26 protein-coding genes, 1 tRNA gene and 1 pseudogene are annotated in these 22,371 nt (G+C 41.3%); 13 read left to right on the top strand and 15 right to left on the bottom strand.

Annotated features, from left to right (window positions below; genetic code table 11):
* Positions 1-343 precede the first annotated feature (343 nt).
* From PJIAN_RS13995 to PJIAN_RS13975, 5 genes are all read left to right on the top strand, one after another.
* Positions 344-778 carry a MarR family winged helix-turn-helix transcriptional regulator gene (locus tag PJIAN_RS13995; protein ID WP_068706132.1) on the top strand — a complete coding sequence of 145 codons (435 nt, stop codon included), beginning with the start codon at positions 344-346 and terminating at the stop codon, positions 776-778.
* 44 nt (positions 779-822) lie between these two features.
* Entirely contained in the window at positions 823-1,326 is a 504-nt protein-coding gene (gene tpx, locus PJIAN_RS13990; protein ID WP_068706129.1) for a thiol peroxidase, read from the top strand.
* A 177-nt stretch (positions 1,327-1,503) separates the two neighbouring features.
* On the top strand, positions 1,504-2,037 hold the full coding sequence (locus PJIAN_RS13985; RefSeq protein WP_068706127.1) for a C40 family peptidase: 534 nt from the start codon (positions 1,504-1,506) through the stop codon (positions 2,035-2,037).
* An 867-nt stretch (positions 2,038-2,904) separates the two neighbouring features.
* Complete coding sequence (locus PJIAN_RS13980) at positions 2,905-4,020, top strand: aldose epimerase family protein (protein WP_068706124.1); 1,116 nt, start codon at positions 2,905-2,907, stop codon at positions 4,018-4,020.
* Positions 4,021-4,181: 161 nt separating this feature from the next.
* The gene (locus PJIAN_RS13975; RefSeq protein ID WP_068706122.1) at positions 4,182-4,727 is read left to right on the top strand and encodes a DUF3575 domain-containing protein; all 546 of its coding nucleotides are present in this window, start codon (positions 4,182-4,184) and stop codon (positions 4,725-4,727) included.
* 224 nt (positions 4,728-4,951) lie between these two features.
* On the opposite strand, the gene PJIAN_RS13970 is transcribed toward PJIAN_RS13975, so the two are convergent.
* From PJIAN_RS13970 to PJIAN_RS13950, 5 genes are all read right to left on the bottom strand, one after another.
* Positions 4,952-6,265 carry a DUF3570 domain-containing protein gene (locus tag PJIAN_RS13970; RefSeq protein ID WP_068706120.1) on the bottom strand — a complete coding sequence of 438 codons (1,314 nt, stop codon included), beginning with the start codon at positions 6,263-6,265 and terminating at the stop codon, positions 4,952-4,954.
* 31 nt (positions 6,266-6,296) lie between these two features.
* On the bottom strand, positions 6,297-6,515 hold the full coding sequence (locus PJIAN_RS13965; protein ID WP_068706118.1) for a DUF4266 domain-containing protein: 219 nt from the start codon (positions 6,513-6,515) through the stop codon (positions 6,297-6,299).
* Between the two features lie 23 nt (positions 6,516-6,538).
* Positions 6,539-7,474 carry an FAD:protein FMN transferase gene (locus tag PJIAN_RS13960; protein WP_068706116.1) on the bottom strand — a complete coding sequence of 312 codons (936 nt, stop codon included), beginning with the start codon at positions 7,472-7,474 and terminating at the stop codon, positions 6,539-6,541.
* 54 nt (positions 7,475-7,528) lie between these two features.
* Complete coding sequence (locus PJIAN_RS13955) at positions 7,529-7,972, bottom strand: thioredoxin family protein (protein ID WP_068706114.1); 444 nt, start codon at positions 7,970-7,972, stop codon at positions 7,529-7,531.
* A gap of 300 nt (positions 7,973-8,272) precedes the next feature.
* A complete protein-coding gene (locus PJIAN_RS13950; RefSeq protein ID WP_068706112.1) occupies positions 8,273-8,908 on the bottom strand; it encodes a flavodoxin family protein in 636 nt (211 codons plus the stop codon).
* Positions 8,909-9,030: 122 nt separating this feature from the next.
* On the opposite strand from PJIAN_RS13950, the gene PJIAN_RS13945 reads away from it, so the two are divergent.
* Positions 9,031-9,393 carry a winged helix-turn-helix transcriptional regulator gene (locus PJIAN_RS13945; protein WP_068706110.1) on the top strand — a complete coding sequence of 121 codons (363 nt, stop codon included), beginning with the start codon at positions 9,031-9,033 and terminating at the stop codon, positions 9,391-9,393.
* Positions 9,394-9,402: 9 nt separating this feature from the next.
* On the opposite strand, the gene PJIAN_RS13940 is transcribed toward PJIAN_RS13945, so the two are convergent.
* Positions 9,403-10,185 (bottom strand): TIGR02757 family protein, encoded by a 783-nt coding sequence (locus PJIAN_RS13940; RefSeq protein WP_068706108.1) that lies wholly within the window; start codon positions 10,183-10,185, stop codon positions 9,403-9,405.
* A 10-nt stretch (positions 10,186-10,195) separates the two neighbouring features.
* Positions 10,196-11,260, bottom strand: a complete 1,065-nt coding sequence (locus PJIAN_RS13935) for an SGNH/GDSL hydrolase family protein (protein WP_068706106.1) — start codon at positions 11,258-11,260, stop codon at positions 10,196-10,198.
* Positions 11,261-11,410: 150 nt separating this feature from the next.
* Between PJIAN_RS13935 and PJIAN_RS13930 the strand changes: the two genes are divergently transcribed.
* Positions 11,411-11,860, top strand: a complete 450-nt coding sequence (locus PJIAN_RS13930) for a protease complex subunit PrcB family protein (protein WP_068706104.1) — start codon at positions 11,411-11,413, stop codon at positions 11,858-11,860.
* A gap of 52 nt (positions 11,861-11,912) precedes the next feature.
* Here the strand turns inward: PJIAN_RS13930 and PJIAN_RS13925 are convergent, their stop codons facing one another.
* The 4 genes and pseudogenes from PJIAN_RS13925 to spt form a co-directional block, all read right to left on the bottom strand.
* A complete protein-coding gene (locus PJIAN_RS13925) occupies positions 11,913-12,302 on the bottom strand; it encodes a hypothetical protein (RefSeq protein WP_068706102.1) in 390 nt (129 codons plus the stop codon).
* 338 nt (positions 12,303-12,640) lie between these two features.
* A pseudogene (locus PJIAN_RS14825) lies at positions 12,641-12,763 on the bottom strand (Arm DNA-binding domain-containing protein); the annotation flags it as partial.
* Positions 12,764-12,874: 111 nt separating this feature from the next.
* Positions 12,875-12,947 (bottom strand) — tRNA-Gly (locus PJIAN_RS13920).
* 62 nt (positions 12,948-13,009) lie between these two features.
* Entirely contained in the window at positions 13,010-14,197 is a 1,188-nt protein-coding gene (gene spt, locus PJIAN_RS13915; RefSeq protein ID WP_068706100.1) for a serine palmitoyltransferase, read from the bottom strand.
* Between the two features lie 284 nt (positions 14,198-14,481).
* Here spt and PJIAN_RS13910 point away from each other — a divergent pair, with 284 nt between their 5' ends.
* Positions 14,482-15,201, top strand: coding sequence for a FadR/GntR family transcriptional regulator (locus PJIAN_RS13910; RefSeq protein WP_068706098.1), 720 nt, complete (start codon positions 14,482-14,484; stop codon positions 15,199-15,201).
* Between the two features lie 27 nt (positions 15,202-15,228).
* A complete protein-coding gene (locus PJIAN_RS13905) occupies positions 15,229-15,570 on the top strand; it encodes a cupin domain-containing protein (protein ID WP_068706096.1) in 342 nt (113 codons plus the stop codon).
* A gap of 24 nt (positions 15,571-15,594) precedes the next feature.
* Here PJIAN_RS13905 and cdd read toward each other — a convergent pair whose 3' ends face one another.
* The 4 genes from cdd to PJIAN_RS13885 form a co-directional block, all read right to left on the bottom strand.
* A complete protein-coding gene (gene cdd, locus PJIAN_RS13900) occupies positions 15,595-16,074 on the bottom strand; it encodes a cytidine deaminase (RefSeq protein ID WP_068706094.1) in 480 nt (159 codons plus the stop codon).
* 8 nt (positions 16,075-16,082) lie between these two features.
* On the bottom strand, positions 16,083-17,279 hold the full coding sequence (gene coaBC, locus PJIAN_RS13895; protein ID WP_068706092.1) for a bifunctional phosphopantothenoylcysteine decarboxylase/phosphopantothenate--cysteine ligase CoaBC: 1,197 nt from the start codon (positions 17,277-17,279) through the stop codon (positions 16,083-16,085).
* Between the two features lie 114 nt (positions 17,280-17,393).
* Positions 17,394-17,711, bottom strand: coding sequence for a DNA-directed RNA polymerase subunit omega (locus PJIAN_RS13890; protein WP_068706089.1), 318 nt, complete (start codon positions 17,709-17,711; stop codon positions 17,394-17,396).
* Positions 17,712-17,713: 2 nt separating this feature from the next.
* The gene (locus PJIAN_RS13885; protein ID WP_068706087.1) at positions 17,714-18,523 is read right to left on the bottom strand and encodes an outer membrane protein assembly factor BamD; all 810 of its coding nucleotides are present in this window, start codon (positions 18,521-18,523) and stop codon (positions 17,714-17,716) included.
* Between the two features lie 571 nt (positions 18,524-19,094).
* Between PJIAN_RS13885 and rlmH the strand changes: the two genes are divergently transcribed.
* The 4 genes from rlmH to clpP all read left to right on the top strand — a co-directional run bounded on the left by rlmH (position 19,095) and on the right by clpP (position 22,363).
* Positions 19,095-19,568: a 23S rRNA (pseudouridine(1915)-N(3))-methyltransferase RlmH gene (gene rlmH / locus PJIAN_RS13880; RefSeq protein WP_068706085.1), complete on the top strand. Its 474-nt coding sequence runs from the start codon at positions 19,095-19,097 to the stop codon at positions 19,566-19,568.
* Between the two features lie 136 nt (positions 19,569-19,704).
* Positions 19,705-20,256: a nucleotide exchange factor GrpE gene (locus PJIAN_RS13875; RefSeq protein WP_068706083.1), complete on the top strand. Its 552-nt coding sequence runs from the start codon at positions 19,705-19,707 to the stop codon at positions 20,254-20,256.
* 135 nt (positions 20,257-20,391) lie between these two features.
* Positions 20,392-21,543, top strand: a complete 1,152-nt coding sequence (gene dnaJ, locus PJIAN_RS13870) for a molecular chaperone DnaJ (protein WP_068706081.1) — start codon at positions 20,392-20,394, stop codon at positions 21,541-21,543.
* Positions 21,544-21,694: 151 nt separating this feature from the next.
* A complete protein-coding gene (clpP, locus tag PJIAN_RS13865) occupies positions 21,695-22,363 on the top strand; it encodes an ATP-dependent Clp endopeptidase proteolytic subunit ClpP (RefSeq protein ID WP_068706080.1) in 669 nt (222 codons plus the stop codon).
* The last annotated feature ends 8 nt before the right edge of the window (positions 22,364-22,371 follow it).

Genomic DNA, 22,371 nt, shown 5'->3' with positions numbered 1-22,371 from the left:
ACAAGGGAGTATTTTTAAGGTAATACAGTGTTATTTTAAAACGTGTGCTAAGGTAGTGGAAAATCAAATGATGGTCAAATTTTCTTTCTTTCTTTTTTGATTCTTCATCAAACCTTCATGAAACAATGTGATTGCATGACCTTCCATAATTAATGATTTTAATAGTAGTGTTGGGGTGTTATAATGGTTTTGCACAATTAAAAATATCTGTGTGGTATTTTGTTATGTGTTTATAAATGTTTGAAAAATAGTGATTGTAATATGCGTTAGTGATATTTAACTATAATAATTAGCATTTTGGTTTTGCTACAATTAATTTTGCACAACCAAAACGAACGTATTTATGTCAGAATTCCTCAGGCTCGATAATCAGTTATGTTTTCCTTTATATGTTTTGTCACGGCAAATAACCGGTTTTTACAGGCCGTTGTTAGAGAGCCTTGAACTTACCTATCCTCAATATTTGGTTATGATGGTGTTGTGGGAGCGGGAAATCGTTACTGTAAAACAGTTGGGACAATTGCTTTGGTTGGATAGCGGAACGCTTACTCCTTTGTTGAAACGGATGGAGGCCAACGGACTTCTTACCCGTAAACGTTCTGTAGATGATGAACGTTCTGTTGATATAGCACTAACAGAAAAGGGGCGTCAGCTGGAGGAAGAGGCAGAAAAAATTCCGGCGCATATCAAGTGTCATATTAAAATGAGCGATTACGAGATAGTAACTCTGAGAGAGTATTTGAAGAAAATCTTATCGGTAACGACCGAAAATGAATAGCTAAAAGAAAAAGTATTTACTAAACTTTAAACAAGAAACAAATTATGGCAACAGTAACATTACAAGGCGAGTTGAAAATAAATGTAGGAGGAGAACTTCCTGCAGTTGGCAGTGTAGCATCTGATTTTACACTGGTAAAACGAGATCTTTCTGAAGTATCATTGAAAGATTTTAAGGGTAAAAAAGTATTGCTGAATATTTTCCCAAGCATCGATACCGGTGTTTGTGCTGCCTCCGTGCGTCAGTTTAATAAAGATGCAGCTGGTCTTGAAAATACAGTGGTGCTGGGAGTCTCTGTGGATTTGCCTTTTGCCGCAGGTCGTTTTTGTGCTGCCGAAGGTATCGAGAATGTGGTTACAGTTTCTGCATTCCGTAATCCCGAATTTGCAGCCAATTATGGCGTATTGATGGTTGATGGTCCATTGAAAGGGTTACTGGCTCGTTCAGTTGTTGTGGTGGATGCAGACGGTAAAGTTGTTTACACAGAACTGGTGCCTGAAGTAACACAGGAACCGAATTACACTGCAGCTTTGGCAGCGTTGAAATAAACGGGTTTAATAAATAGGGTTGTGGATAAAGGTCTTTGGTATTGCCAAAGACCTTTTTTTGTGAGATGGTGTCGCAAACTTCCATTTGAAGGAGATATTGTGGTCGTTTTTTGCAGAAAATGCTAAATAAATTGTAAGTTTGTGAGTTGATTCGATTATGAATAATTCGCGAAAAATATGTCAGATATCATTAAACGGCCGTTAAACTTTAATAGTATCGTGTGCGGATGTCTCGGACTGTTTTTGTTTGTGTCATGCAGTACGTCGAAACATATTGAAAAGCAACAAAATAAAGCAGTATATGAGGCATTAGGCTTATATAGAGACAGAAGCGATAATGCAGCCCTGTACAAAGAAGCAGCTTCCTGGTTGCATGTCCCGCACGTAGATGGAGGTATGTCGCATAGCGGGGTGGATTGTTCCTTTCTTGTGTATACTATTTATAAAACCGTTTATGGTAAAACTATCGAACGGAATTCGTTAGCAATGCTCCGCAAAAATTGCGAGAGGATTAGTCGTGATAAACTGAAAGAAGGCGATCTTGCTTTTTTTAATACAAGTGGTAAGTCATCGGCATACGTTAACCATGTGGGAATTTATCTGAAGGATCATAAGTTCTTGCATACATCCACGTCTAAAGGTGTTGTTGTAAGTGATCTGGATGAAGATTATTACCGGAGAACATGGGTGTGCGGTGGTCGTGTAAGATAAATAGGGGTTTGTAATTCTGTAGTTAACTGCTTTAGAAGTGGTAAAACAATGTCTCAGCAAAAAGATTGAGTTTTGTGGAAAAACTAAGTATCTTTAATGAGAAGTAATTGAGAGAGTCTTCAAGCCTGAATCGATGAAACCTTAAACCTGTTCACCATGAAAAAGAATACAATTGAATCATTACAGTATCTTTCTGTTCCAATAGTCATTCTGACCATTATTGCCCTGATATTCTGTAAGCAATTTGAACGGATTAAGTACTTTGAAATTGTTAGGATTTGTCTGATTGTGCTTTTGCTTGGAAGTTTGGTGATAAATTTAAGCGGCCTCTTTAAACGAAAATAGCAGAATCAGTCTATAAAAGGAGAGCTGGACTTAAAAATAGCGAAAGGAGCAGGTTACGCTCCTTTCTGTAGTTTGTCATTGATGACTCAACTACCATTTTTCTCTTTAGATATTTGGGATAGTTTCGTTTTTTTGAAAAACCATGAAAACACTTCAAGCTTTATTTTGTTTGAGAAGAGAAAAACATAGTTTTCAAATATAGCCTCAAAAGTCATAATTGATTCTCATATAGATGCTTTTAATTGAATAAACTTTCGCATTTAACTTTCATGTGAAAAAGAAGTGATTGCGTTTGTAACTTGTTTTATAATAGTGAGTAACATGTTCTGTTGCTGCTTCGCGTGGATTGGTGTATTGTGCTTTATTACATATTTAGGAATGAATATGCATTATGAATGGAGTGTTAAATCAAAACCGATGAAATTACGTAAGATGAAATTCTTGTTTTGTCCGCTTAGTTGCTTTTATGTCTACGCTTGAATTATCTATTCGTTCAACCTTTAAAAATAATATCATATACAGATGAAAAAATTATTAGTTTGTACAGCCGTTTTGCTGTTGTGTAGTATTGCTTTTTTACAAGCAAGCCAGAAAGTTAACAAAGAAGTGCTGGGAGAGCATAATGGGAATGAAGTATGTCTTTATACTCTCTTAAATAAAGCAGGGAATGTGTTGAAACTGACCAACTATGGCGCACGCATTGTCAGAATTGAAGTACCTGATAAAAATGGAAATAAAGACAATGTTACTACCGGATCGGAAAAACTGGAATCACTTTTGAGAGGCGATGCATTTGGTGGAGCCAGTATCGGCCGTTTTGCCAACCGGATTTCCAATGCGAAATTTACACTGGATGGCGTTGAATATAAGTTGACGCCCAACAATAGTCCGAATACATTACATGGTGGCCGTAACGGATGGTTTTCCAAAGAATGGAGCTCTGAAGTTGTGACAGGCAGCAAGCAACCGGCAGTCCGTTTCTCGTATGTTAGTCCTGATATGGAAGAGGGATTTCCTGGAACAGTCAACATTTCGGTTACTTACACATGGACGGATAAAAACGAAATTATTATTGATTATGCAGCATCTACGGACAAAAAAACGGTAATCAATGTGACCAATCATGCTTATTTCAATCTTCACGGAGTAGGCAAAGGCTATATTTTCGACCATATCCTTACAATGAATGCTTCGAAATATACTCCGTCGACTCCGGCACGAATACCTACCGGTGAAATTCGTCCGGTGAAAGATACCCCGTTCGATTTTACCACACCTCATCCTATCGGATATAAAATTGGAGAAACATTTAATAATGGTGTGTTTCAGGGATATGATGATAACTACGTACTTAACAGCAAAGCCAAAGTTTGCGCAACGGTTTATGATCCCCAAAGCGGGCGTGTGATGGAAGTTATTACCGATCAGCCGGGTTTGCAATTCTATTCGGGTATGGGTGGAATGCAATGGAAAAAAGCAATCGACAATGGAGAGAAACCAACCAGTACCCGTTCGGCTTTTGCTCTCGAAACACAACACTTTCCTGATAGTCCTAATCAACCGGGTTTCCCAACGACGGTACTTAATCCTGGAGAAAAATTCAAATCAAGAACGATTTACCGTTTTTCGGTGAAATAAAAGGAGGCTTAGGCATACAACTCTCAATATATTGATGGGTGATATTATAATTGTTGCTCTCAAAAAGTGCTTTCGTGCACCGAATGCTCAAGCTTTTTAGTGTGAATCAGAAGAGAGAATAGTTTCAATAATTTAATGGATTAATAACAACTCGTTTACAAATGAAGACAAAGCTTATTCTTGGTGTTTTAATTTTAATGTTTTCCCAAAGTGCATTTGGTCAACGTAATGATTTTTCTGTTGATCAGCAGAACAATGAAGTACGAATGAACTTCCTGATGGCTATTGCTGGTATGCCGGAAATAAATTACGAACGTTATCTAAGCGACAATATGGGAGTCGGAATGGCAATGGCCTTTTCGATTGTAAAAGTAGGTGATATGACAGATCGTTTTTCAGCTTTGCCGTATTGCCGAATCTATTTTGGAGAGACAAAAAGAGCAGCAGGCTTCTTCATCGAGGGCAACATGGCGTTGGTCCATCAAAAGGAAAACGGCTTTTCGGGTTATTACTATAATAATGAATTTGTACTGACAAATGTTACGTATACATCGACCTGCTTAGGGTTCGGAGCTGCAGTAGGCTTCAAACTGCTTACGCGGGGAGGAGTTTCCGGCGAACTGTATCTTGGAGCCGGACGCTTGTTTGGAGATCCTATTAATGCGGCATATCCACGCTGTGGTATTTGTATCGGAAAAAGATTTTAACCAAAGTGTGCTTCCCATGTCTCTTTAGCTAATTGTTAAGGGAGCATGTGTCTTATAAAGCACAGTGAAACGTTAGAGACAAACAATCCGTCTTTGCTTGAAGGAGGTTTTAACATTGCAAGATGAACGAACTTTCCTTGTTTGCATTCATAATTAAAAGTCCCTGTCAAAGAACTATTTTCATTTGATAGGGACTTTTTTTGTTTGATATACAATCGATAGACCTAAAATTTCAGATGCAAGGTAATCGTGTTTGATACCAGACCGGTGGTTTGTTTGTAATGACCATAGCGAAGTTCAATCGACTTGAAGAATCCGCCTTCCAATGGCATCCAACGTATTCCAACACCGTAGAAGTTGGCAGAAAAGGCCGAATAGCTATAGTTGGAAGTGTAATATTCGTCCGATGTCTGATGCTGTGCAAAAGGCTCAAAGTATTTTGAAGCTGTTTGGGTGTAATACCTGTAAAATGGCGCAACAGAGAAAAATGGTGATAGTTTGATAGGTGTTTCTATATAAGCTGTATGCGCCTTGATTCCCCAACTGTCGGTATAAAACCTGTAATAGGTTCTGAAAATAAAATTATCACCCAGAAAATAATTCCATCTTACTGCCAACGGTAGTTTCAGTCGTTGACTGGGTAATTTCTCGATCTTACTACTGTCGGCATCGGCGAAGAAGACCCGGTGAAATGGTAACCCCAGATAACCGAACTGTCCGGTAAAGTCGGCCAGGAACGCAACCTGCATGCGCGGATTGATGATCTGGTTGTAAGAAAAAGCAGCCGTCAGTGTGGTTCTTGGTTTGGTGGCGTAGTTTTCTCTGTAGGATGATGCCGCAGATGTTACAACGTTCTTGTTTGTGCTTGTAGTCACTCCGCTTGCCGACGACACTGCGCTGGTTCTTGTTCCGGTAAACGACATAACATCGTCTTCGTAACTGCTGCTTTTCTGAGGTGTTACTAAAATCGAAGCATTTTTTGCCATTGTTTCTCCGTTGATCATGGTTACACGATCCAGCGAAGCAATCATTTTTAATCCGAATTCTCCGTTGTTAGAGTTGGCTTTTGTAAATCCGGAGTTCAGAGTGAGTGATTTGTAATTGAATTCACCTGAATATTGCGCACCCAGAGAGTATTCTGTCTTTAATTTAACGTTCTGTAGCGACCATTCCAGCGAGGGATAAATTCGGTCTCCTGCCGTTCGGGAGGCTCCCGTTTTGGATACCCAGGCTGCCGAAGCTGCCGTGTGGTGTGCATATCCGAAGCCGGCGGTAAGTGAGTGAATATAATTCGGATTGGTATACCCTACGAATTTGAGGTCGATGGCCGAGGAAATTTCTTTGACCTGTTCGTCACCTCTTCCCCCAAGGGTGGTGGAGTGATCTCCGGTTTGAGAATAGTAGCCTGTTACCAGATTGACTTCGTCCAGTTTTAGACTTTTTGTTGTATAAGAAGTTGTGTCTTTTTTCAAATACTGCGCAAACGCACTATATACAACACAGAACAAGAATACTATGATGAATAAGTATTTTTTCATTGCTAATGGTTCATTATCAATTATTAATTGCTTAGTTGCAGCCGCATCCGCCACCCGATTTTCCGGAATTAGCTCCGGCAGCTCCTTCTTTGATTACCTGAAAGTTAAGTTCTTCCTTCTCTACTTTTCGGTTGCTCAGAATCATCTCCGAGTCGTTTAGTCTCGACTTTTGGTATTCTTTTACTGAAACACAGGAGCTAAGAGATAGCACTGACAGTGCAAAAAATATAATTGTTTTTGAATGCTTCATTTTGATTAATATGTTGTTAGGTGTTACATAATCAGATTGATATTCTTTGACGTGTAGAGTTTGTCATCGTCGGTAATGATGATGGCTTCGATGTTTTTGATTTGATTAATCATGTGAAGCCCGGCTTTGACCCCCATAATAGTTACCGGGGTAGCCATGGCATCGGCAATTTCTGCGTTTGACGAGATGATAGTCACGCTTTTGATGCCGTTAATTGGCAAGCCTGTTTTGGGGTCGATGGTGTGAGAATAGCGTTTCCCGTCAATCATCACAAACTTTTCATAGTTGCCCGAAGTTGCCACAGCCATATCGGTGATGTTCATGTACGAAAAGATCTCCTGGGCAAGGTTCGGATTGGCAATGCCGATAGTCCATGGCATGCCGTCCGGCTGGTATCCCCACGCGGTGAGGTCGCCCGAAGCATTTACCACACCACTTTCTACTCCCTGACGTTTCATGAGGTTTTTGGCCATTTCGGCAGCATAACCCTTCCCAATACCACCAAATCCGATACGCATTCCTTTCTCTTTCAGAAATACCGTTGAGTTGGTCGTGTCTATCTCTATGTTTTTGTAACTGATCAGGCGTACACTTTTTTTGGCAGTCTTTTTATCCGGAAGCGAGGTCATGTGCGTATCAAAGTTCCAGAGACTTTTATCAACAGAACCGTAAGTTATGTCAAAAGCACCTTGTGTTACCTCCGATATTCGTTTCGACCGCTCGATTAGTTGTATTATTTCCTGACTAACCACAACAGGGCGGATACCGGCAAACGCATTGATTTTGTTGGTCTCGCTTTCGTCGTTAAAGGTGGTGAGCAGAGCTTCGATGCGCTTGATCTCTTTTACTCCGGCATCGATGCGTTGCCTCGCCCAATAAGCATCTGCAGCTACCACCGATATTTCGAAGTGGTTGCCCATCAGTTTCATGCCGCGTTTGTGTACAATTTTCCTGGCCATAGAGATATAGCATTAGCAATTCACCGCATTTTCGGTGTTTTGATGCCTTAGTGTTTATAGAGATTTTATTTCAGCAATGAAGTTTTCCACACTTCCCGTATAAAGTCCGTTCCATTGTTTGAGAACTTTGCCGTTTGAATCTAACAGGACGGTGAAAGGAAAGTGGCCTTCTTTGTTATACAGGTCGGCCAAAGCGTTGTTCTGCTTTTCGATCTCTTTGTTGAGCTGATTTTTCTTGTTGCGGGGGAAATCGGCATTGTACATAACCAGATTTTGAGACGCAAAAGCCGTAAATTCATTTGACCCGAAAACATTCTTATGCATGCGCATACAAGGCAGGCACCAGTCGGATCCTGAAAAATTGAGAAGGATGTGTTTGTGCTCTTTTTGAGACAGAGATGTTGTTTCGTTCCAGCTATGTTGCCATTGTTGACCGTATGACGCAGTCAGGAAGATGAACATTGAAACAAAGCTGATGAATAAACTTTTCTTTACCATGTTATACTGAATTAAGATATTGGAAAAGTAACAAAGTTTTTGTTACATAGATAGTTATAAAGAAAAGTAAAGGTGTGTCAGAGGCTGTGTGTTTTGATTAGTGATACAAAAGTAATTTGCGGAGGTGTGTTTTGCAAATTGTAGCCATGAATCTTAATATTCTTTAGAATTTTATATGGCTTGCTAAGGACCTTGAAATAAGATGTGAATGGGTAATAAAAAGAGGAGTTCGGGTTTTAAAACAAATCCATCTCTATCATTGCGGGATAAAGATGGATTGTTTTGGTGTCAAAGCGTTGGCTATCGTATGAAGCTGGTCATTACTTTTTTAGTGGGGGTGGGAGCTGGGATTGTATCTTTAGTAGCTTCTCTCATTTTAATTTGCCATGCTATATTTTTGCCCAGTATTTCCATGATCTGAACGCCTTCCGCATCTTCGTGGACTTCTCCGGGAGTGCGTCCGTGAATGATGTTCCAGTAGTTAGAAGAGGCGATCATCATTTCCGAATAGAGTAGATAATGATTGAGATTGTCGAAGGTGAACGAACCTCCCGTGCGTCGTACAGCTACTACTGAAGCTCCAATTTTATTGCGAAAAAGACCTCCGTTACTGCCTGAAACGTAAAAAGCGCGGTCGAGAAAACATTTCATGGTGCCGGCAATTCCTGCATAATAAACAGGTGAGGCCAGAATGATTCCGTCAGCATTTTTCATCTTTTGGATAGCATCGTTTACGCCATCATCTTTCATGGCACATTTTTCGTCTTTGTTTTTGAAACACATGCCACAGGCCGAACATCCTCTGATGGGTTTGTTGCCGATATGCACAATCTCCAGTTCAATACCGTTTTGTTCCAGTTGCTTGCCGACCATCGTTAGCGCATGATAGGTGTTGCCTTCTTTGTGAGGACTTCCGTTAATAGCTACAACTCGCATTTTTTTAATCTGTTTAGTGGGTTATGTTCTTTTTTGTACTTTTGTGCTGCAAATTTCGGCGATTAATGCCGAATGTGCAAGTACTTACTAAAAGGTGGTATAGTTACCAAAAGGAGTAAATTATGGGAAATGAGGGGCGTATAAATAAATATATTTTTAAGGGGAAGGAATATTTCTGTTCTCTGGAGTTGGTGATGGACATGATTGGCGGCAAATGGAAGCCGATTGTGTTGTTTCATCTCAAAGATGGGATGATGCGTTCGGGTGAATTGCAACGGAGTTTAAGGGGAATTACCAACAAGATGTTTACCCAAACCGTGCGGGAACTTGAAACTTCCGGACTGGTGGAGCGTATTGTTTATCCTACCGTTCCGCCCAAAGTAGAATATAAGCTCACAGAAATGGGGGATTCTGTTTTGCCTGTGCTTGAAATCCTCAACGGATGGGGTAGAGAGATTAGTGTGAAATACAATCCTGTCAGATAGTTTGCCGCATTAGCCGATTCCCTGATTGTCAAACGCTCCTATGCCGAACAATGCAAAATCGTAACGGATAGGATCGTGAGGGTCGAATTGCCGGAGGATGGCTGTGATCTCTTCAACGGCTTTCCAGTCGTTTTGCTTGCGCGCGAGCAGTCCGTAAGCGCGAGCCACATCGCCGGTATGCACGTCGAGCGGCAGCATCAGCGCCGACATCGGAATGTCCCTCCATAGTCCGAAATCGACTCCGGCTTCGTCTTGTCTTACCATCCAGCGGAGGAACATATTCAATCGTTTGGCGCTCGAATTGGCCGCCACGTCCGACAGGTGTTTCCTTATTCTTTGCTCATGTGGAGTCGATAAAAACACTTCACGGAAATGTTTTAAGGCGCCGAAAATGTTTCCTTCATCTTGAAATCCTTTCGTAAAAACCGACTCCATTCCGTTGTGGTTGAGGTAAATGTTTCGTAACGACTGAATAAAAAAACGACAGTCGCGTCCGTTGAAAGTTCGGTGCACAAACTGTTCCAGACTAGCAAGGTCGTTTTCCTGAGCATTACACACAAAATCGTATGGAGCATTGTCCATTAACTGCATCAGTCGGTTGGCATTATTTATGATGCTTTTGCGTTGTCCCCAGGCAATGGTGGCCGTGAAAAAGCCTGCGATTTCGATGTCTTCTTTCAGACTAAACCTGTGCGGAATCTGGATCGGATCGGTGTCGATAAAATCCAGACAATTGTATTGTGCGGCTTTTTGATCCAGTAGAGTTTTTATGTCGTTTAAATAATTGGTCATCGTTCATGTGTTATTGCCAGTGCATCAGTTGTCGCAGATAATCAGTTAGTTCTTTGGCGATCAACTCGTGTTCTTTCAAGTCTGGATGTGCATCGCAACCGCTGTTGTAGCTCCGGCTGAAGAAGAATTTTGTCACTCTCTTGTCACCGCTTTTATGCATCGCATTCTCAACCGTAGTAAGGTAATCCTTTAACACCGGAAGCAATTTGTCGTCAGCCATCGGACTTGTAAGAAGAACGAACCGGGTGCGGGGGTACACTTTTCGTAATTTTTGAATTAAGTCAATATACGCGATGCAGAACTTCTCTTTGTTCTGGATGCCGTCGTTTTGGCCCAGACAAATGGTAACGACATCCGGCTGGTAAAGAGCAAAATTCCATGTGAGTTTATTCTCCCTCAGACTGATTTTGTCGTACACCTGCGGCATTACTATATCCATGTCGCAACAACTATGGATCAATCCAATGCCGGAAACAGAGGTGAGGTGATATTGTGCATTCAACGCCCTTGCTGTCAATGCCCCGTAGCTGAGATAGGCGTTGTGCTGATCCTGCCAGTCGCCTTTACCGCAAGCCACCAGACTCTGGTCGCTGCCTGTTCCGCAGGTGATGGAGTTGCCGAAACATTCGATCTTGCGTTTAGGTGGGGTGGGGTGTTGCAGTAATTCACGGCAGGTTACTCCATTGAACTGAATGTAACCGATGTTGGTTTCGGTGCATTTGCAAAGTACTACCGTGTGGATTGTATCTTTCAGATTATCGCCAACCGATAGTGTATTCTCGGTAGCCGGTAGTTTGAAACGGGAGTATTTTCCATCCACAACGAGAACAATATAGTTTAGATTCTTGCCATATAAATGCTCGTCTGTTAGGTCGATAGTGCATTTGGCGCCTTTAAACGAGAACGACACTTGCGCCGCAGCAGTCCAAAAACGGGGATGATCGGGATTGCTGAAATCACCCCGCCCCATGTAGGAGAAACGTTTGTCGGATGCCTTGTAATATGTGTCATTGTTACTGGCAAACAACGCAAATGCGTTTACCAGTAGAAATGTTGCGAGTAAAATATTTTTCATGCGATGCCTGTAGTTTATATCTGTCGATTCGATTGTTGTGCCTTTATTTGTAGCTGCAAATATAGCCACTTTAGTTTATAAGGATAGCCGAATTGTTTTTCCGAATTGTATGCTACATTTGTAACTGTAAATTTTCGTGTCTCATATGTTATGAAGAAAAGCCTTCTGATATTATTGGTTGTTTTGCTGGCAGGATGTGTTCAGGAAAATGGATACAATTCTGTAACTCCGACTATCATTGCAAAAGGGAATCTGATGGGTAATGGCAAGGAACAAATCAGCAAACAAATGATAGTTGTTGCTGATAGTCTCAGCTGGAACCGGCTTGTTGCCAAAATGAATGCCGTGAATAACGTATCGGGAGGTTTTCTGGAGAGAAAAGTTGATTTTTCACAATACATGGTACTTGCCATTTTTGACGAAGTCGAAGGAAGTGGGGGCTATTCTATAGACATAAATGTCTTTGAAGATAATATGAAAGTATATGTTGAGGGCGTTTATAAAAAGCCTTTAGGTGGTATTGTTCCTATGGTGATAACGCAACCTTACCTTATTGTGAAGATACCCAGAACAGAAAAATCAATTCAATTTAGCTCATAAACAACAGACGCCGACAAAAACAATTTGTCGGCGTCGTCGTTTATTAGAGAAGTTATTTCTTCGTTACAGTTAGAATAACATCAATGGTTGATCCTGATATTTGGTAGACAAGCTTGGTTTTGTTGTCCGGAATTTCGTATGTCCACGATTGTTGTATTTTCCCCATTACAGGATTGCCATTTTCATCTACCGCAATTCCCATGTCCTCCGTTGACGTAGGAGCCATTTTAAGCTCTTTGTCGGCAATACTTTTCAATACATCTTTTTTTACGATACTCACAGCCGGCCATGTGTACGAAATCTTACTATTCCCCTGCGCTTTGAGATTGGGAGCCGTTCCGATTTCAGAGGTAAAAGCCGCAATCAGTCGATCGCTGTTTGATGAACAGGAAGATAACAGGATAGAGAACAAAATAGTAAGAAAAAGAGAAGTCGTTTTCATAATTGTACGGTAAGGTTTTAGTGAACAAAGTTACATGATGAAGCGGAAACAAAAAAGCCACCTGCAAAAATAATTGCAAGTGTTTTTATAATCTTGGAGCTGTCTAGTCCTGAAATAGCGTAACACAAAAAGTAATGTTATGAAAGAAAAAGATGGCTAGTTCTGAAAAGCGTTACAGTTTGATGCTGTCCAAAAAATCGAGTAAATGAAAACAGGATTCTGGTATAGTACCTGAATAGGAAATATAATCGGCTTTCTAATTCTTGCAAATATTTCAAATCCTTCCAAGAATTGGGAAGAAACAGTCATTAAGATAGAATTATCACATGAATAGATGCAAGTCCAATCCCTAAGCTTTGATATTTTTGTTTGCCGTCTTTAGAGATTTGAAGCATTAAAGGATGCTCACCATTGGAAAGAATTTTGGACTTGTAGTAGACTACAGAAACAGAAGCGTTCATGTGGTTTTGGTTTACATTTTGAGAAGCAAAATCATGTAAACCGAACGTAAACCAGAGGCTTTAAAAGAAAAAATCAGGCAATCACATTAATGTAACTGTCTGATTTATAAGAGCGGAAAACGGGACTCGAACCCGCGACCCTCAGCTTGGGAAGCTGATGCTCTACCAACTGAGCTACTTCCGCGTTAAAAGCGGTGCAAAGATAATAGTTTTTTTGAAACAGTTACCTTGCACCGGCTTTTTCTTTTATTCGATAATGCCTAATTTACGGGCATTGCTGCTGATTTTTTCTACAGCTTCGTCAATTTGTTCGAAGGTGTGTGTGGCCATCAGCGAGAAACGAATTAACGTGTCTTCTGAAGGTACAGCCGGAGAAACCACCGGATTGACAAATACACCATCGTCCATCAACATTTTGGTCAACAGGAATGTTTTGTCATTGTCGCGAACAAAGAGAGGAATGATAGGAGTTGTGGTGTGACCTGTGTCGAAGCCTGCTTTTTTGAAGCCTTCGAGCGCACGTTTGGTGTTAGCCCACAACTGTTCTTTACGCCATGGCTCGTCGCGCATCACGTCAAGAGCTGCCAGCACACAGCCGGTAGATGCCGGAGTGATACTTGCACTGAAGATAAGTGTGCGGGAGTTGTGCTTCAGGAAGTTGATGATATGGTTGTCAGCCGCAACGAAACCACCGATGGTGGCCAGCGATTTGCTGAAAGTACCCATGATCAAATCCACATCCTTTGAAATGCCCAAATCTTCGCAAAGACCGGCGCCCGTTGCTCCATAAAAGCCCAGAGAGTGGGCTTCGTCCACGTAGAGAGAAGCATTGTACTTCTTGGCAAGAGCAACCATTTCAACCAGTTTGGCTTCATCACCTTCCATGCTGAATACAGCATCGGTAACGATCAACTTGATTTTGTCGGGAGCGCAACGTTTGAGTTGTCTTTCCAGCGACTCCATGTCGTTGTGTTTGTACTTGATTTGGTTGGCAAAAGAAAGACGGCGTCCTTCGATGATGGAAGCATGATCCAGTTCGTCGTATAACAGATAGTCGTCTTTTCCGCCGAGGCAAGGAATTACTCCTGAATTAACAGTAAATCCGGTCGCATAAACAAGTGCACCGTCTTTATGTACTAACTTGGCTAAACGTTCTTCCAATTCAATGTGAATATCGAGCGTGCCGTTCAAAAAACGAGAACCGGCGCATCCGGTTCCATATTTTTCCACCGCTTTGATTGCGCCTTCTTTAATGCGCGGGTGGTTGGTAAGTCCAAGGTAACTGTTTGAACCAAACATTAATACTGGTTTACCATCAATGGTTACCACTGTGTCTTGGTCTGATTCTATCGGACGGAAATACGGATATACCCCTGCTTCCTGATACTTTTGAGGTGCATCGAACAGGGACATTTTTTCGCTAAGTAAACTCACAGTTTTCAGTTTTTGGTTATAGGTTGCAAAGGTAAAAAATTAATTTGGGTTTATGGTGCATTTTTCTCAAAACTGATTATCTGAGCTTCAAACTATATACATGTTTCAATCTATCAATTGGTTGCAAAACTGCACACTTTTCTTAAAACTCACGAATTTTTTATTGCGGTATTGCTTTTAGTCGTTATCTTTGTATTTATTTTCTTCAAATATCATCAATTTCTGTTGCCGAACACGAACTGTTTTGTACAGAAGTTAATCAACTATCAATCTGTCAGTATCGTATGACTGTAGAATCTATTGCTAGCACTATTTCCGAATCTACAACAGAATCGCCTTCAGACATCATTATTCGCGAAATTAAAAGTTTATTGAACAACGGGAAATTGAAACCCGGCGACAGACTTCCTGCCGAACGTAAGCTTGCAGAGCAATTTGGCGTAGGCAGGGCTTATGTGAGGGATGCCATCAAGAAACTCGAATTTTATGGGGTATTGAAAACCTTACCTCAGAGCGGATCTGTTATTGCAGGGTTGGAAATCCCGGCTCTTGAGGGCTTGATCACGGATGTTCTCAAACTGGATAATTACGATTTTTATTCTTTGGTGGAAACGCGCCTGATTCTTGAAACCAACGCCGCTCGTCTTTGCGCTTTGCGTCGTACCGACGAAGATCTTGTGAAGATTGAAGCTGCTCTCCGTAATTATCTTGATAAGGATAAGACGGGAGGAATGGAAGTTGCTGATGCCGACATGGCGTTTCACAGAAGCATTGCTGAGGGAAGTAAGAATATGGTGATAAAATCGTTGATGATGATTATTACCCCCGATATTCTGAAAAGCTTTAATGAATATAAGGTGTGCCAGGCGGTCGAAACAGTGGCGTCTAATGAGCACCTTAAATTATTGGAATATATCCGGGCAAAGGATTCCGAAGCTGCGGAAGCAACAATGAGACTTCACCTTAATAATGTGATGGTATTTGCTTCGTCATTGAAGAAGTAATAAAAACAATAACAGAAACAGACTATAATGAAGAGTTCAAAATTTATAATAGAAAAAGAGCTTGCATGGGAGCCAGCCGGCGAAGGCGTGGTACGTCAGATATTAGGCTATGATGGCCAGTTGATGCAGGTAAAAGTGGCTTTTAAAACAGGAGCCATTGGGTATTCACACCAACATTTTCATTCTCAAAGCAGCGTCGTTGTGAGTGGCCGCTTTGAAGTGACGGTAGGCGGAGAATCAAAAATTCTGGTGGCAGGCGATGGTTTTTATGTGGAACCAAATGTTGTCCACGGTGTTGTGTGCCTCGAAGAAGGCATCCTGATTGACGGATTCAGCCCTGCCCGTCTCGACTTCCTCAAAGGAAAATAAAACTTCCCAAAGGCTTTCTGCTGTTTATTGCATACTCTCTTTTGTAAAGCAAAGCGGCAGAAGGTCTTTGATACTTTCTACAAAATATATTCCTTTCTTTCCGTAAAGCAAAACCTGTAAAGGTTGTCCGAAACGGCTTTCGTTTTCAAGCAAAGCCTGACGACAAGCCCCGCAGGGAGCTACCGGATCTTCCAAATAATCATCGTTTGTATATGCAGCTATGGCAATGGCTTTGATAGGTACATCAGGGCGCTGTGCATTGGCATAAAACATCGTGGTTCTTTCTGCGCATAATCCTGACGGGTAAGCCGCGTTTTCCTGATTGCTGCCGGCAAATATTTCGCCGTTCTCCATCAATACAGCCGCACCTACGGCAAAATGAGAATAGGGAGAGTATGACTTCCCGGTTTGCTCTTTGGCCAGGGTTACTATTTTCTGGTAATCGGGTGCCAGTTCTTCAAACTGATAGAGTTGAACCTGAGTAACGATGCTTTGTGTTTCCATTGGAGCTGTTATAATTTTTGTTCAATTACGTTTACAATGTCATTTGCAACCTCTTTTTTGTCTTTAAGAGAATATTCTGTCTTATCGCCGTTTTTATCGATGATCGTAATTTGATTGGTGTTGTACTGAAATCCGGCTTGTGGTGTGCGCAATGAGTTCAATACAATCATGTCAAAATTCTTTCTTTTAAGCTTCGATAAGGCATTTTCTTCTTCGTTGTTTGTTTCCAGTGCGAACCCTACCAATAACTGGTTGTCCCGTTTTACCGTTCCGAGTGATGCGGCTATATCGCGTGTTGGTTTGAGGTTAAGTACTAAATCGTCTTTGCCTCTTTTGAGCTTTTGATCAGCTTTGGTCTCCGGTGTAAAGTCGGCCACAGCCGCGCAGAGAATTGCTATGTCGTTGTTGGCGAAATGAGTTGATGCAGCCTGATACATCTCTTCTGCACTTTCGACGTCAATCCGTTCTATGTTCGGATGGCTGATCGTAAGACTCACCGGTCCGGCAATAAGAGTTACTTTTGCACCTCTTTCGGCGCATGTTTGTGCCAGTGCAAATCCCATTTTTCCGGAAGAATAGTTGCCTATGAAACGTACAGGGTCTATCTTTTCATATGTAGGCCCGGCTGTGATCAGTACTTTCTTCCCGGTAAGAGATGCTGTCTCCGAAAAATAGCTATTCAGATAGCTTACGATATCTTCCGGTTCGGCCATCCTTCCTTTACCCTCCAATCCACTTGCCAGTTCTCCGGTGCCGGCGTCAATAATATGGTTACCATAGCTTAGCAGGGTGCTGATATTTTTTTGTGTGGCCGGATGCTGAAACATGTCAAGATCCATTGCCGGAGCAACAAATACCGGACATTTCGCTGAAAAATAAGTGGTCATCAATAGATTATCCGCAATCCCGTTGGCCATTTTGCCCAGCGTGTTCGCAGTCGCCGGTGCAATGACGTATGCGTCGGCCCATAGACCCAAATTGACATGGCTGTTCCAGTTGCCGTTTGTCGGGTCAAAAAAATCGACAAGTATCGGATTCTTTGCCAGAGTTGCTAATGTCAAGGGAGTAATGAACTCTTTTGCCAAAGGTGTCATCACAATTTTGACGTTTGCACCTTCTTTTACCAGAAGACGGGTCAACATAGCCGACTTGTATGCGGCAATGCTGCCGGTAATGCCAAGTATAATATTTTTCCCTCGAAGCATGATGCCGGAATTAAATTGAGTAAAGGATGGGTATTTAAGTGCCGTTTAAAGACACTTTTTGCCGATCCGTTTGTGACGAACCGGCAAAATTATAGTTTATCGTTTCAGAAAAACTTACTTAATAGCCTTACGGTGGAACAGTTTGTTGTCAACGTATTCCTGTGCTGCAATTAAAGTAGGTTTAGGCAGTCTTTCGTAAAAACGCGACAATTCGATTTGTTCGCGGTTTTCGAATACTTCTTCCAGGCTGTCTGCTACGGAGGTGAATTCTTTCAGTTTTTGATCCAGTTCGTCACGAATCAATAAGCTGATTTGGTTTGCTCTTTTGCCAATAACATTGACAGTCTCGTACACATTACCTGTTGGCTCACACATGCTGTTCATGTCACGGGTAATGGTTGAAAGAGGCGCTTTTGTTTTTCTAAAGTCCATAGTTATTTTTCTTTTACGTAATTCTTTGCTTCTTTGAGGAAGGATTGAGCTTCCTTGATATATTTGCCGTTCGGAAATTCGTTGATGTAGCTGTAGCATTCATCAATTACGTCACGGTAACGGTCGGCTTTCTTTTCTTCAAAACTTTCAACAGCCTGTGCATGTTTTGATTTCATTACAAGAGCTGTGAGATCATCGCGATATTTAGTCTCGGTGTAGGTCTTTAAAGCGTTGTTTGCTGTGATCACAGCAGATGCGTAACAGTTTCTTCCCAGATAATTGCCCAGGTTGTAATATGTTTTTGCATTCAAATATGCTTTGTACGCCAGTTTGTCTTTTAATTCCGTCAGGTATTCGTATGCCTGTTTTGCTCGTTCGCTTTGCGGATAGCTTTCTACAAAGTTTGAAAAAGCTGTGATAGCGTCGTTTGTGCTTGACTGGTCGAGTCGGGCATCCGGTGAATCCAGATAGGATGAATAACCAATCATGAAATAACTTTCTTCTGCATATCTGCCTCTTGGAAAGCTTTTTATGTAGCCTTTGAAGTTCTCTCCGGCGCTATAAAAATCTTTTTGTCCTGCGTACGACTTAGCCAGATAATACATCACATCTTCCGAACGGTCTGTTCCTTTGTAATAGGTCGAAATGTCTTCGAATAATTGTGCTGCGTGATTGTAGTCCTTTTTGTCGTAGTAAGCTTTTGCTTCATTGTACTTTAACTCGTTGTCGTTGCTTTTGAGTAATTTCTGAAATTGACTGCAAGAAGTTAAAAATGAGACAGTGATCAGTAGTAAAAGCGATAGTTTTTTCATTGATTGATGTTGTTTCATTTAAAGGGCGAATAGCTCATTTCATGTGTTTGGAACTTTGTTTTTTTAAGGTCACATGAAACTTGCTATAATGTTAATTCCCTGTTGTAGAAAACGTTATTCATAGCTCGTTTCAGTTGCCGATTTGTTTCGGTGTGTTCAATGTAAAAACGAATACAGCACAATCCTAAAATGACCTGCAAAGGTAGTGAAATTACGGTAAATAACGAAAAAATAATTTCGATAATTTTTCAGATAATTCCTTTGTCAGCTCATTCTCTGTTTTGTTTGATAACCTTTGCTGCAAAGATAGGCGGAAATTGGAATCGACCAACTATTTAAAATGTTTGTCGTTTGTGGTGAATAATGCGGTTTCTCTGCATCGTGTTGATATACTGAAATTTGATTCACGGGAAGGTGGAATGTGGTATGAGTGAATGATTATTAAAGTTTCTGATAAAAAATTAGCGCACGGAATCTTTACGGTAGGATTGCAAGTGGAGAAGTCTGCGGGTTGTTGGTTGAAGATATAGTTTGTACCTTTGTGCGCCTAATTATAATTGATGCTATTTAAGTGAAAATTACACTCTTACTGGTGGGGAAAACCACGGAAAGCCACTTGAATCAGGCAGTTGAAGAATATCTTAAACGCCTTAAGCGCTACATTTCGTTTGAGGTGTCGGTTATACCTGAACTGAAAAATGCTAAAAATCTGACTTTCGACCAACAAAAGGAAAAAGAAGGAGTGGCAATCCTGAATGCATTGGATAGCTCGGATGAAGTTATTTTGCTGGATGAAAAAGGATCTCAGTACAGTTCGGTGGAATTTGCTTCGTTGTTGGAGAAGAAAGGACTTGCTTCCGTTAAACGTCTGGTTTTTGTTGTGGGTGGCCCTTATGGCTTCTCCTGCGATGTGTATGCGCGCGCAAACGGGAAATTGTCGCTTTCGCGAATGACTTTTTCGCACCAGATGATCCGGCTTTTGTTTGTCGAGCAGGTATATCGGGCAATGACCATTATAAAAGGGGAGCCATACCATCACGAGTAATATGCCTGACAAAACTGCATTTTTAGGAGTCTCAGGCTGACAAAATGGAGTCTTAAATGTTTTTGGTAGACTTTTTGTTGTAAAAAATGGTGGAGACGTCTGTCTAAAAACGAATAAATAAATACAATATAGAACTATGACTCAGGAGAAGAAATCAGAGGAAATTGTAGAAAAAGAGGTTCAGAATCAGGAAAACGAGGCTCGGGAAAGTGAAGTTCCCGAAGAAACCTCAGTGGAAAATGAGGTTAATGAATGGGAATCGAAATATAATCAGTTGAATGATTCTCATTTGCGACTGATGGCAGAGTTTGATAATTACAGAAAACGTACTTTGCGCGAAAAATCTGAACTGATAAAATCGGCAGGTGAATCGGTTTTGGTAAATCTGTTGCCATTGGCTGATGATTTCGAAAGAGGCTTGCAAGCTTCAAAAGGTAGTACGGATGTGGATGCTGTTCGACAGGGAATGGAGCTGATTTATTCTAAGTTGGTGGCATTTCTCACTCAAAACGGAGTAAAGGCTATTGAGACTGAAAATAGTGTTTTCGATACCGAATTTCATGAAGCAATTACAACTATTCCGGCTCCGTCTGAAGAGTTGAAAGGAAAGGTTGTTGATTGTGTTCAAAAGGGTTACGTATTGAATGATAAAGTGATACGTTTTGCAAAAGTGGTTGTCGGAGAATAACCGGATTGCTCATTTAAAAATCAATAGTTCGGAGATTCAACATTTGAAAAATTCAACAGGTATTCCGGAGTGGAGTCAAGTGGCGATTTTTTAATTGTAAATCGTAATTGAATAAATTGTAAATTAAAAATAACGATGTCGAAAAGAGACTATTACGAGGTGCTTGGTGTTGCCAAAAGCGCTTCGGAAGACGAAATAAAAAAAGCCTATCGTAAGAAGGCAATTCAGTTTCACCCGGATAAGAACCCCGGAAATAAAGAAGCTGAAGAAAAATTCAAAGAGGCTGCTGAAGCATATGAAGTGCTGAGCGATGCCCAAAAACGTCAGCGTTACGATCAGTTCGGACATGCCGGTATGGGCGGTGCTGCAGGTGGCGGTACTCAATGGAGTGGAAATATGGACGATATTTTCTCTCATTTCGGCGATATTTTCGGTGGTCATTTTGGCGGCTTTGGTGGTTTCGGCGGCTTTGGCGGGGGAGGTAACTCACCCCGTTATAACAGGGGGGCAGATTTGAGAGTAAAAGTTCACCTGAATTTGCAGGAGATCGCCAATGGTGTTGAAAAGAAAATTAAGGTCAATAAATATGTTGCCTGTTCTCATTGCGGGGGAAGTGGTGCGGCAGATCCGAGCAGCGTGTCTACCTGTTCTACCTGTCATGGTTCCGGACATGTAACCCGTGTACAGCAAACTATTCTTGGCGCAATGCAGACCCAATCGGTTTGTCCTTCCTGTAACGGCGATGGCAAAACGATAACTAAAAAATGCCCTCATTGTAACGGTGAAGGCATTGTGCGTCAGGATGAAGTGATTAGTATCAATATTCCGGCCGGCGTTGGCGAAGGTATGCAGCTGTCGGTTAGTGGCAAAGGAAACGCAGCCCGACGTGGTGGTGTTACGGGAGATCTTCTTGTCTTGATTGAAGAAGAACAACATCCGGAACTGATTCGTGATGAAAATGATCTTGTGTACAATCTTCTTTTGCCTGTGACTGTCGCTATTTTGGGAGGTACTGTAGAAGTACCGACGGTAGACGGACGTGTTAAGGTGAAGGTGGATGCTGGTACTCAGCCAGGTAAGGTGCTGAGGTTGCGGGGAAAAGGGTTACCCAATGTTAACCGTTACGGGCATGGCGATTTATTGGTACACATCGGAGTATACATTCCTGAACATCTCACAAAAGATGAACAAAAGCTGATTGAAAAGCTGAATGAATCTCCCAATGTAAAGCCAAACGGATCTGCTTCAAAATCATTCTTCCAGAATTTCAGGAGAATGTTTGAATAAAGGGGTAGGGTGTCTGATCTGATTTGTAATTTGTTACAGATTCAGACGCTTGTGTTTACATTGAATTTATGCTACCTTTGTTATTCTTCTATATAAAAACAGAAACGAATGTTAGAATAAAACAGATAAAAGTTTCACAAACAGAATACTTATGAACGATTTTAGAAATTATGCAACCAAACATTTGGGAATGAATGGACTGGCATTAGACCAGTATTCCCGGATAACCGACAATTATATATCTCCGTCAATTTTGGAAGAACGCCAGTTGAATGTAACTCAGATGGATGTTTTTTCGCGTTTGATGATGGATCGTATTATCTTTTTGGGAATGCCCATTGATGATTATGTGGCAAATGTGATTCAGGCTCAGTTGCTTTATCTCGATTCTGCTGATCCGGGAAAAGATATCGCAATTTATTTGAATAGTCCGGGCGGATCTGTGTATGCCGGTTTGGGTATATACGACACTATGCAGTTTATCAGCAGTAAGGTGGCAACTATTTGCACCGGAATGGCAGCTTCGATGGCCGCTGTGTTGTTGGTTGCCGGTAGCCAGGGTAAACGTTCTGCGTTGAAACACTCGCGTATCATGATTCACCAACCAATGGGCGGTGCTCAGGGGCAGGCTTCAGATATAGAGATTACAGCTCGCGAGATTCAGAAGCTGAAAAAAGAATTATATACGATCATTGCAGATCATTCCGGAAATGAGTATGAAAGAATCGAAAAAGATTCGGATCGCGACTACTGGATGACCGCTGCTGAAGCTAAAGAATACGGAATGGTGGATGAAGTACTGTTCCGTGAAAAGAAATAAGGATTAGT

The organism is Paludibacter jiangxiensis (assembly GCF_001618385.1).
Lineage (GTDB): Bacteria > Bacteroidota > Bacteroidia > Bacteroidales > Paludibacteraceae > Microbacter > Microbacter jiangxiensis.
Note: the sequence above shows the minus strand (reverse complement) of the source record. Positions and strands in the feature narration are given on the sequence as shown.

Excerpts from the sequence above, each read along its gene's own strand:
- PJIAN_RS13995 (WP_068706132.1), top strand. The coding sequence starts at position 344 with ATGTCAGAATTCCTCAGGCTCGATAATCAGTTATGTTTTCCTTTATAT.
- tpx (WP_068706129.1), top strand. The coding sequence starts at position 823 with ATGGCAACAGTAACATTACAAGGCGAGTTGAAAATAAATGTAGGAGGA.
- PJIAN_RS13985 (WP_068706127.1), top strand. The coding sequence starts at position 1,504 with ATGTCAGATATCATTAAACGGCCGTTAAACTTTAATAGTATCGTGTGC.
- PJIAN_RS13980 (WP_068706124.1), top strand. The coding sequence starts at position 2,905 with ATGAAAAAATTATTAGTTTGTACAGCCGTTTTGCTGTTGTGTAGTATT.
- PJIAN_RS13975 (WP_068706122.1), top strand. The coding sequence starts at position 4,182 with ATGAAGACAAAGCTTATTCTTGGTGTTTTAATTTTAATGTTTTCCCAA.
- PJIAN_RS13970 (WP_068706120.1), bottom strand. The coding sequence starts at position 6,265 with ATGAAAAAATACTTATTCATCATAGTATTCTTGTTCTGTGTTGTATAT.
- PJIAN_RS13965 (WP_068706118.1), bottom strand. The coding sequence starts at position 6,515 with ATGAAGCATTCAAAAACAATTATATTTTTTGCACTGTCAGTGCTATCT.
- PJIAN_RS13960 (WP_068706116.1), bottom strand. The coding sequence starts at position 7,474 with ATGGCCAGGAAAATTGTACACAAACGCGGCATGAAACTGATGGGCAAC.
- PJIAN_RS13955 (WP_068706114.1), bottom strand. The coding sequence starts at position 7,972 with ATGGTAAAGAAAAGTTTATTCATCAGCTTTGTTTCAATGTTCATCTTC.
- PJIAN_RS13950 (WP_068706112.1), bottom strand. The coding sequence starts at position 8,908 with ATGCGAGTTGTAGCTATTAACGGAAGTCCTCACAAAGAAGGCAACACC.
- PJIAN_RS13945 (WP_068706110.1), top strand. The coding sequence starts at position 9,031 with ATGGGAAATGAGGGGCGTATAAATAAATATATTTTTAAGGGGAAGGAA.
- PJIAN_RS13940 (WP_068706108.1), bottom strand. The coding sequence starts at position 10,185 with ATGACCAATTATTTAAACGACATAAAAACTCTACTGGATCAAAAAGCC.
- PJIAN_RS13935 (WP_068706106.1), bottom strand. The coding sequence starts at position 11,260 with ATGAAAAATATTTTACTCGCAACATTTCTACTGGTAAACGCATTTGCG.
- PJIAN_RS13930 (WP_068706104.1), top strand. The coding sequence starts at position 11,411 with ATGAAGAAAAGCCTTCTGATATTATTGGTTGTTTTGCTGGCAGGATGT.
- PJIAN_RS13925 (WP_068706102.1), bottom strand. The coding sequence starts at position 12,302 with ATGAAAACGACTTCTCTTTTTCTTACTATTTTGTTCTCTATCCTGTTA.
- PJIAN_RS13910 (WP_068706098.1), top strand. The coding sequence starts at position 14,482 with ATGACTGTAGAATCTATTGCTAGCACTATTTCCGAATCTACAACAGAA.
- PJIAN_RS13905 (WP_068706096.1), top strand. The coding sequence starts at position 15,229 with ATGAAGAGTTCAAAATTTATAATAGAAAAAGAGCTTGCATGGGAGCCA.
- cdd (WP_068706094.1), bottom strand. The coding sequence starts at position 16,074 with ATGGAAACACAAAGCATCGTTACTCAGGTTCAACTCTATCAGTTTGAA.
- coaBC (WP_068706092.1), bottom strand. The coding sequence starts at position 17,279 with ATGCTTCGAGGGAAAAATATTATACTTGGCATTACCGGCAGCATTGCC.
- PJIAN_RS13890 (WP_068706089.1), bottom strand. The coding sequence starts at position 17,711 with ATGGACTTTAGAAAAACAAAAGCGCCTCTTTCAACCATTACCCGTGAC.
- PJIAN_RS13885 (WP_068706087.1), bottom strand. The coding sequence starts at position 18,523 with ATGAAAAAACTATCGCTTTTACTACTGATCACTGTCTCATTTTTAACT.
- PJIAN_RS13875 (WP_068706083.1), top strand. The coding sequence starts at position 19,705 with ATGACTCAGGAGAAGAAATCAGAGGAAATTGTAGAAAAAGAGGTTCAG.
- dnaJ (WP_068706081.1), top strand. The coding sequence starts at position 20,392 with ATGTCGAAAAGAGACTATTACGAGGTGCTTGGTGTTGCCAAAAGCGCT.
- clpP (WP_068706080.1), top strand. The coding sequence starts at position 21,695 with ATGAACGATTTTAGAAATTATGCAACCAAACATTTGGGAATGAATGGA.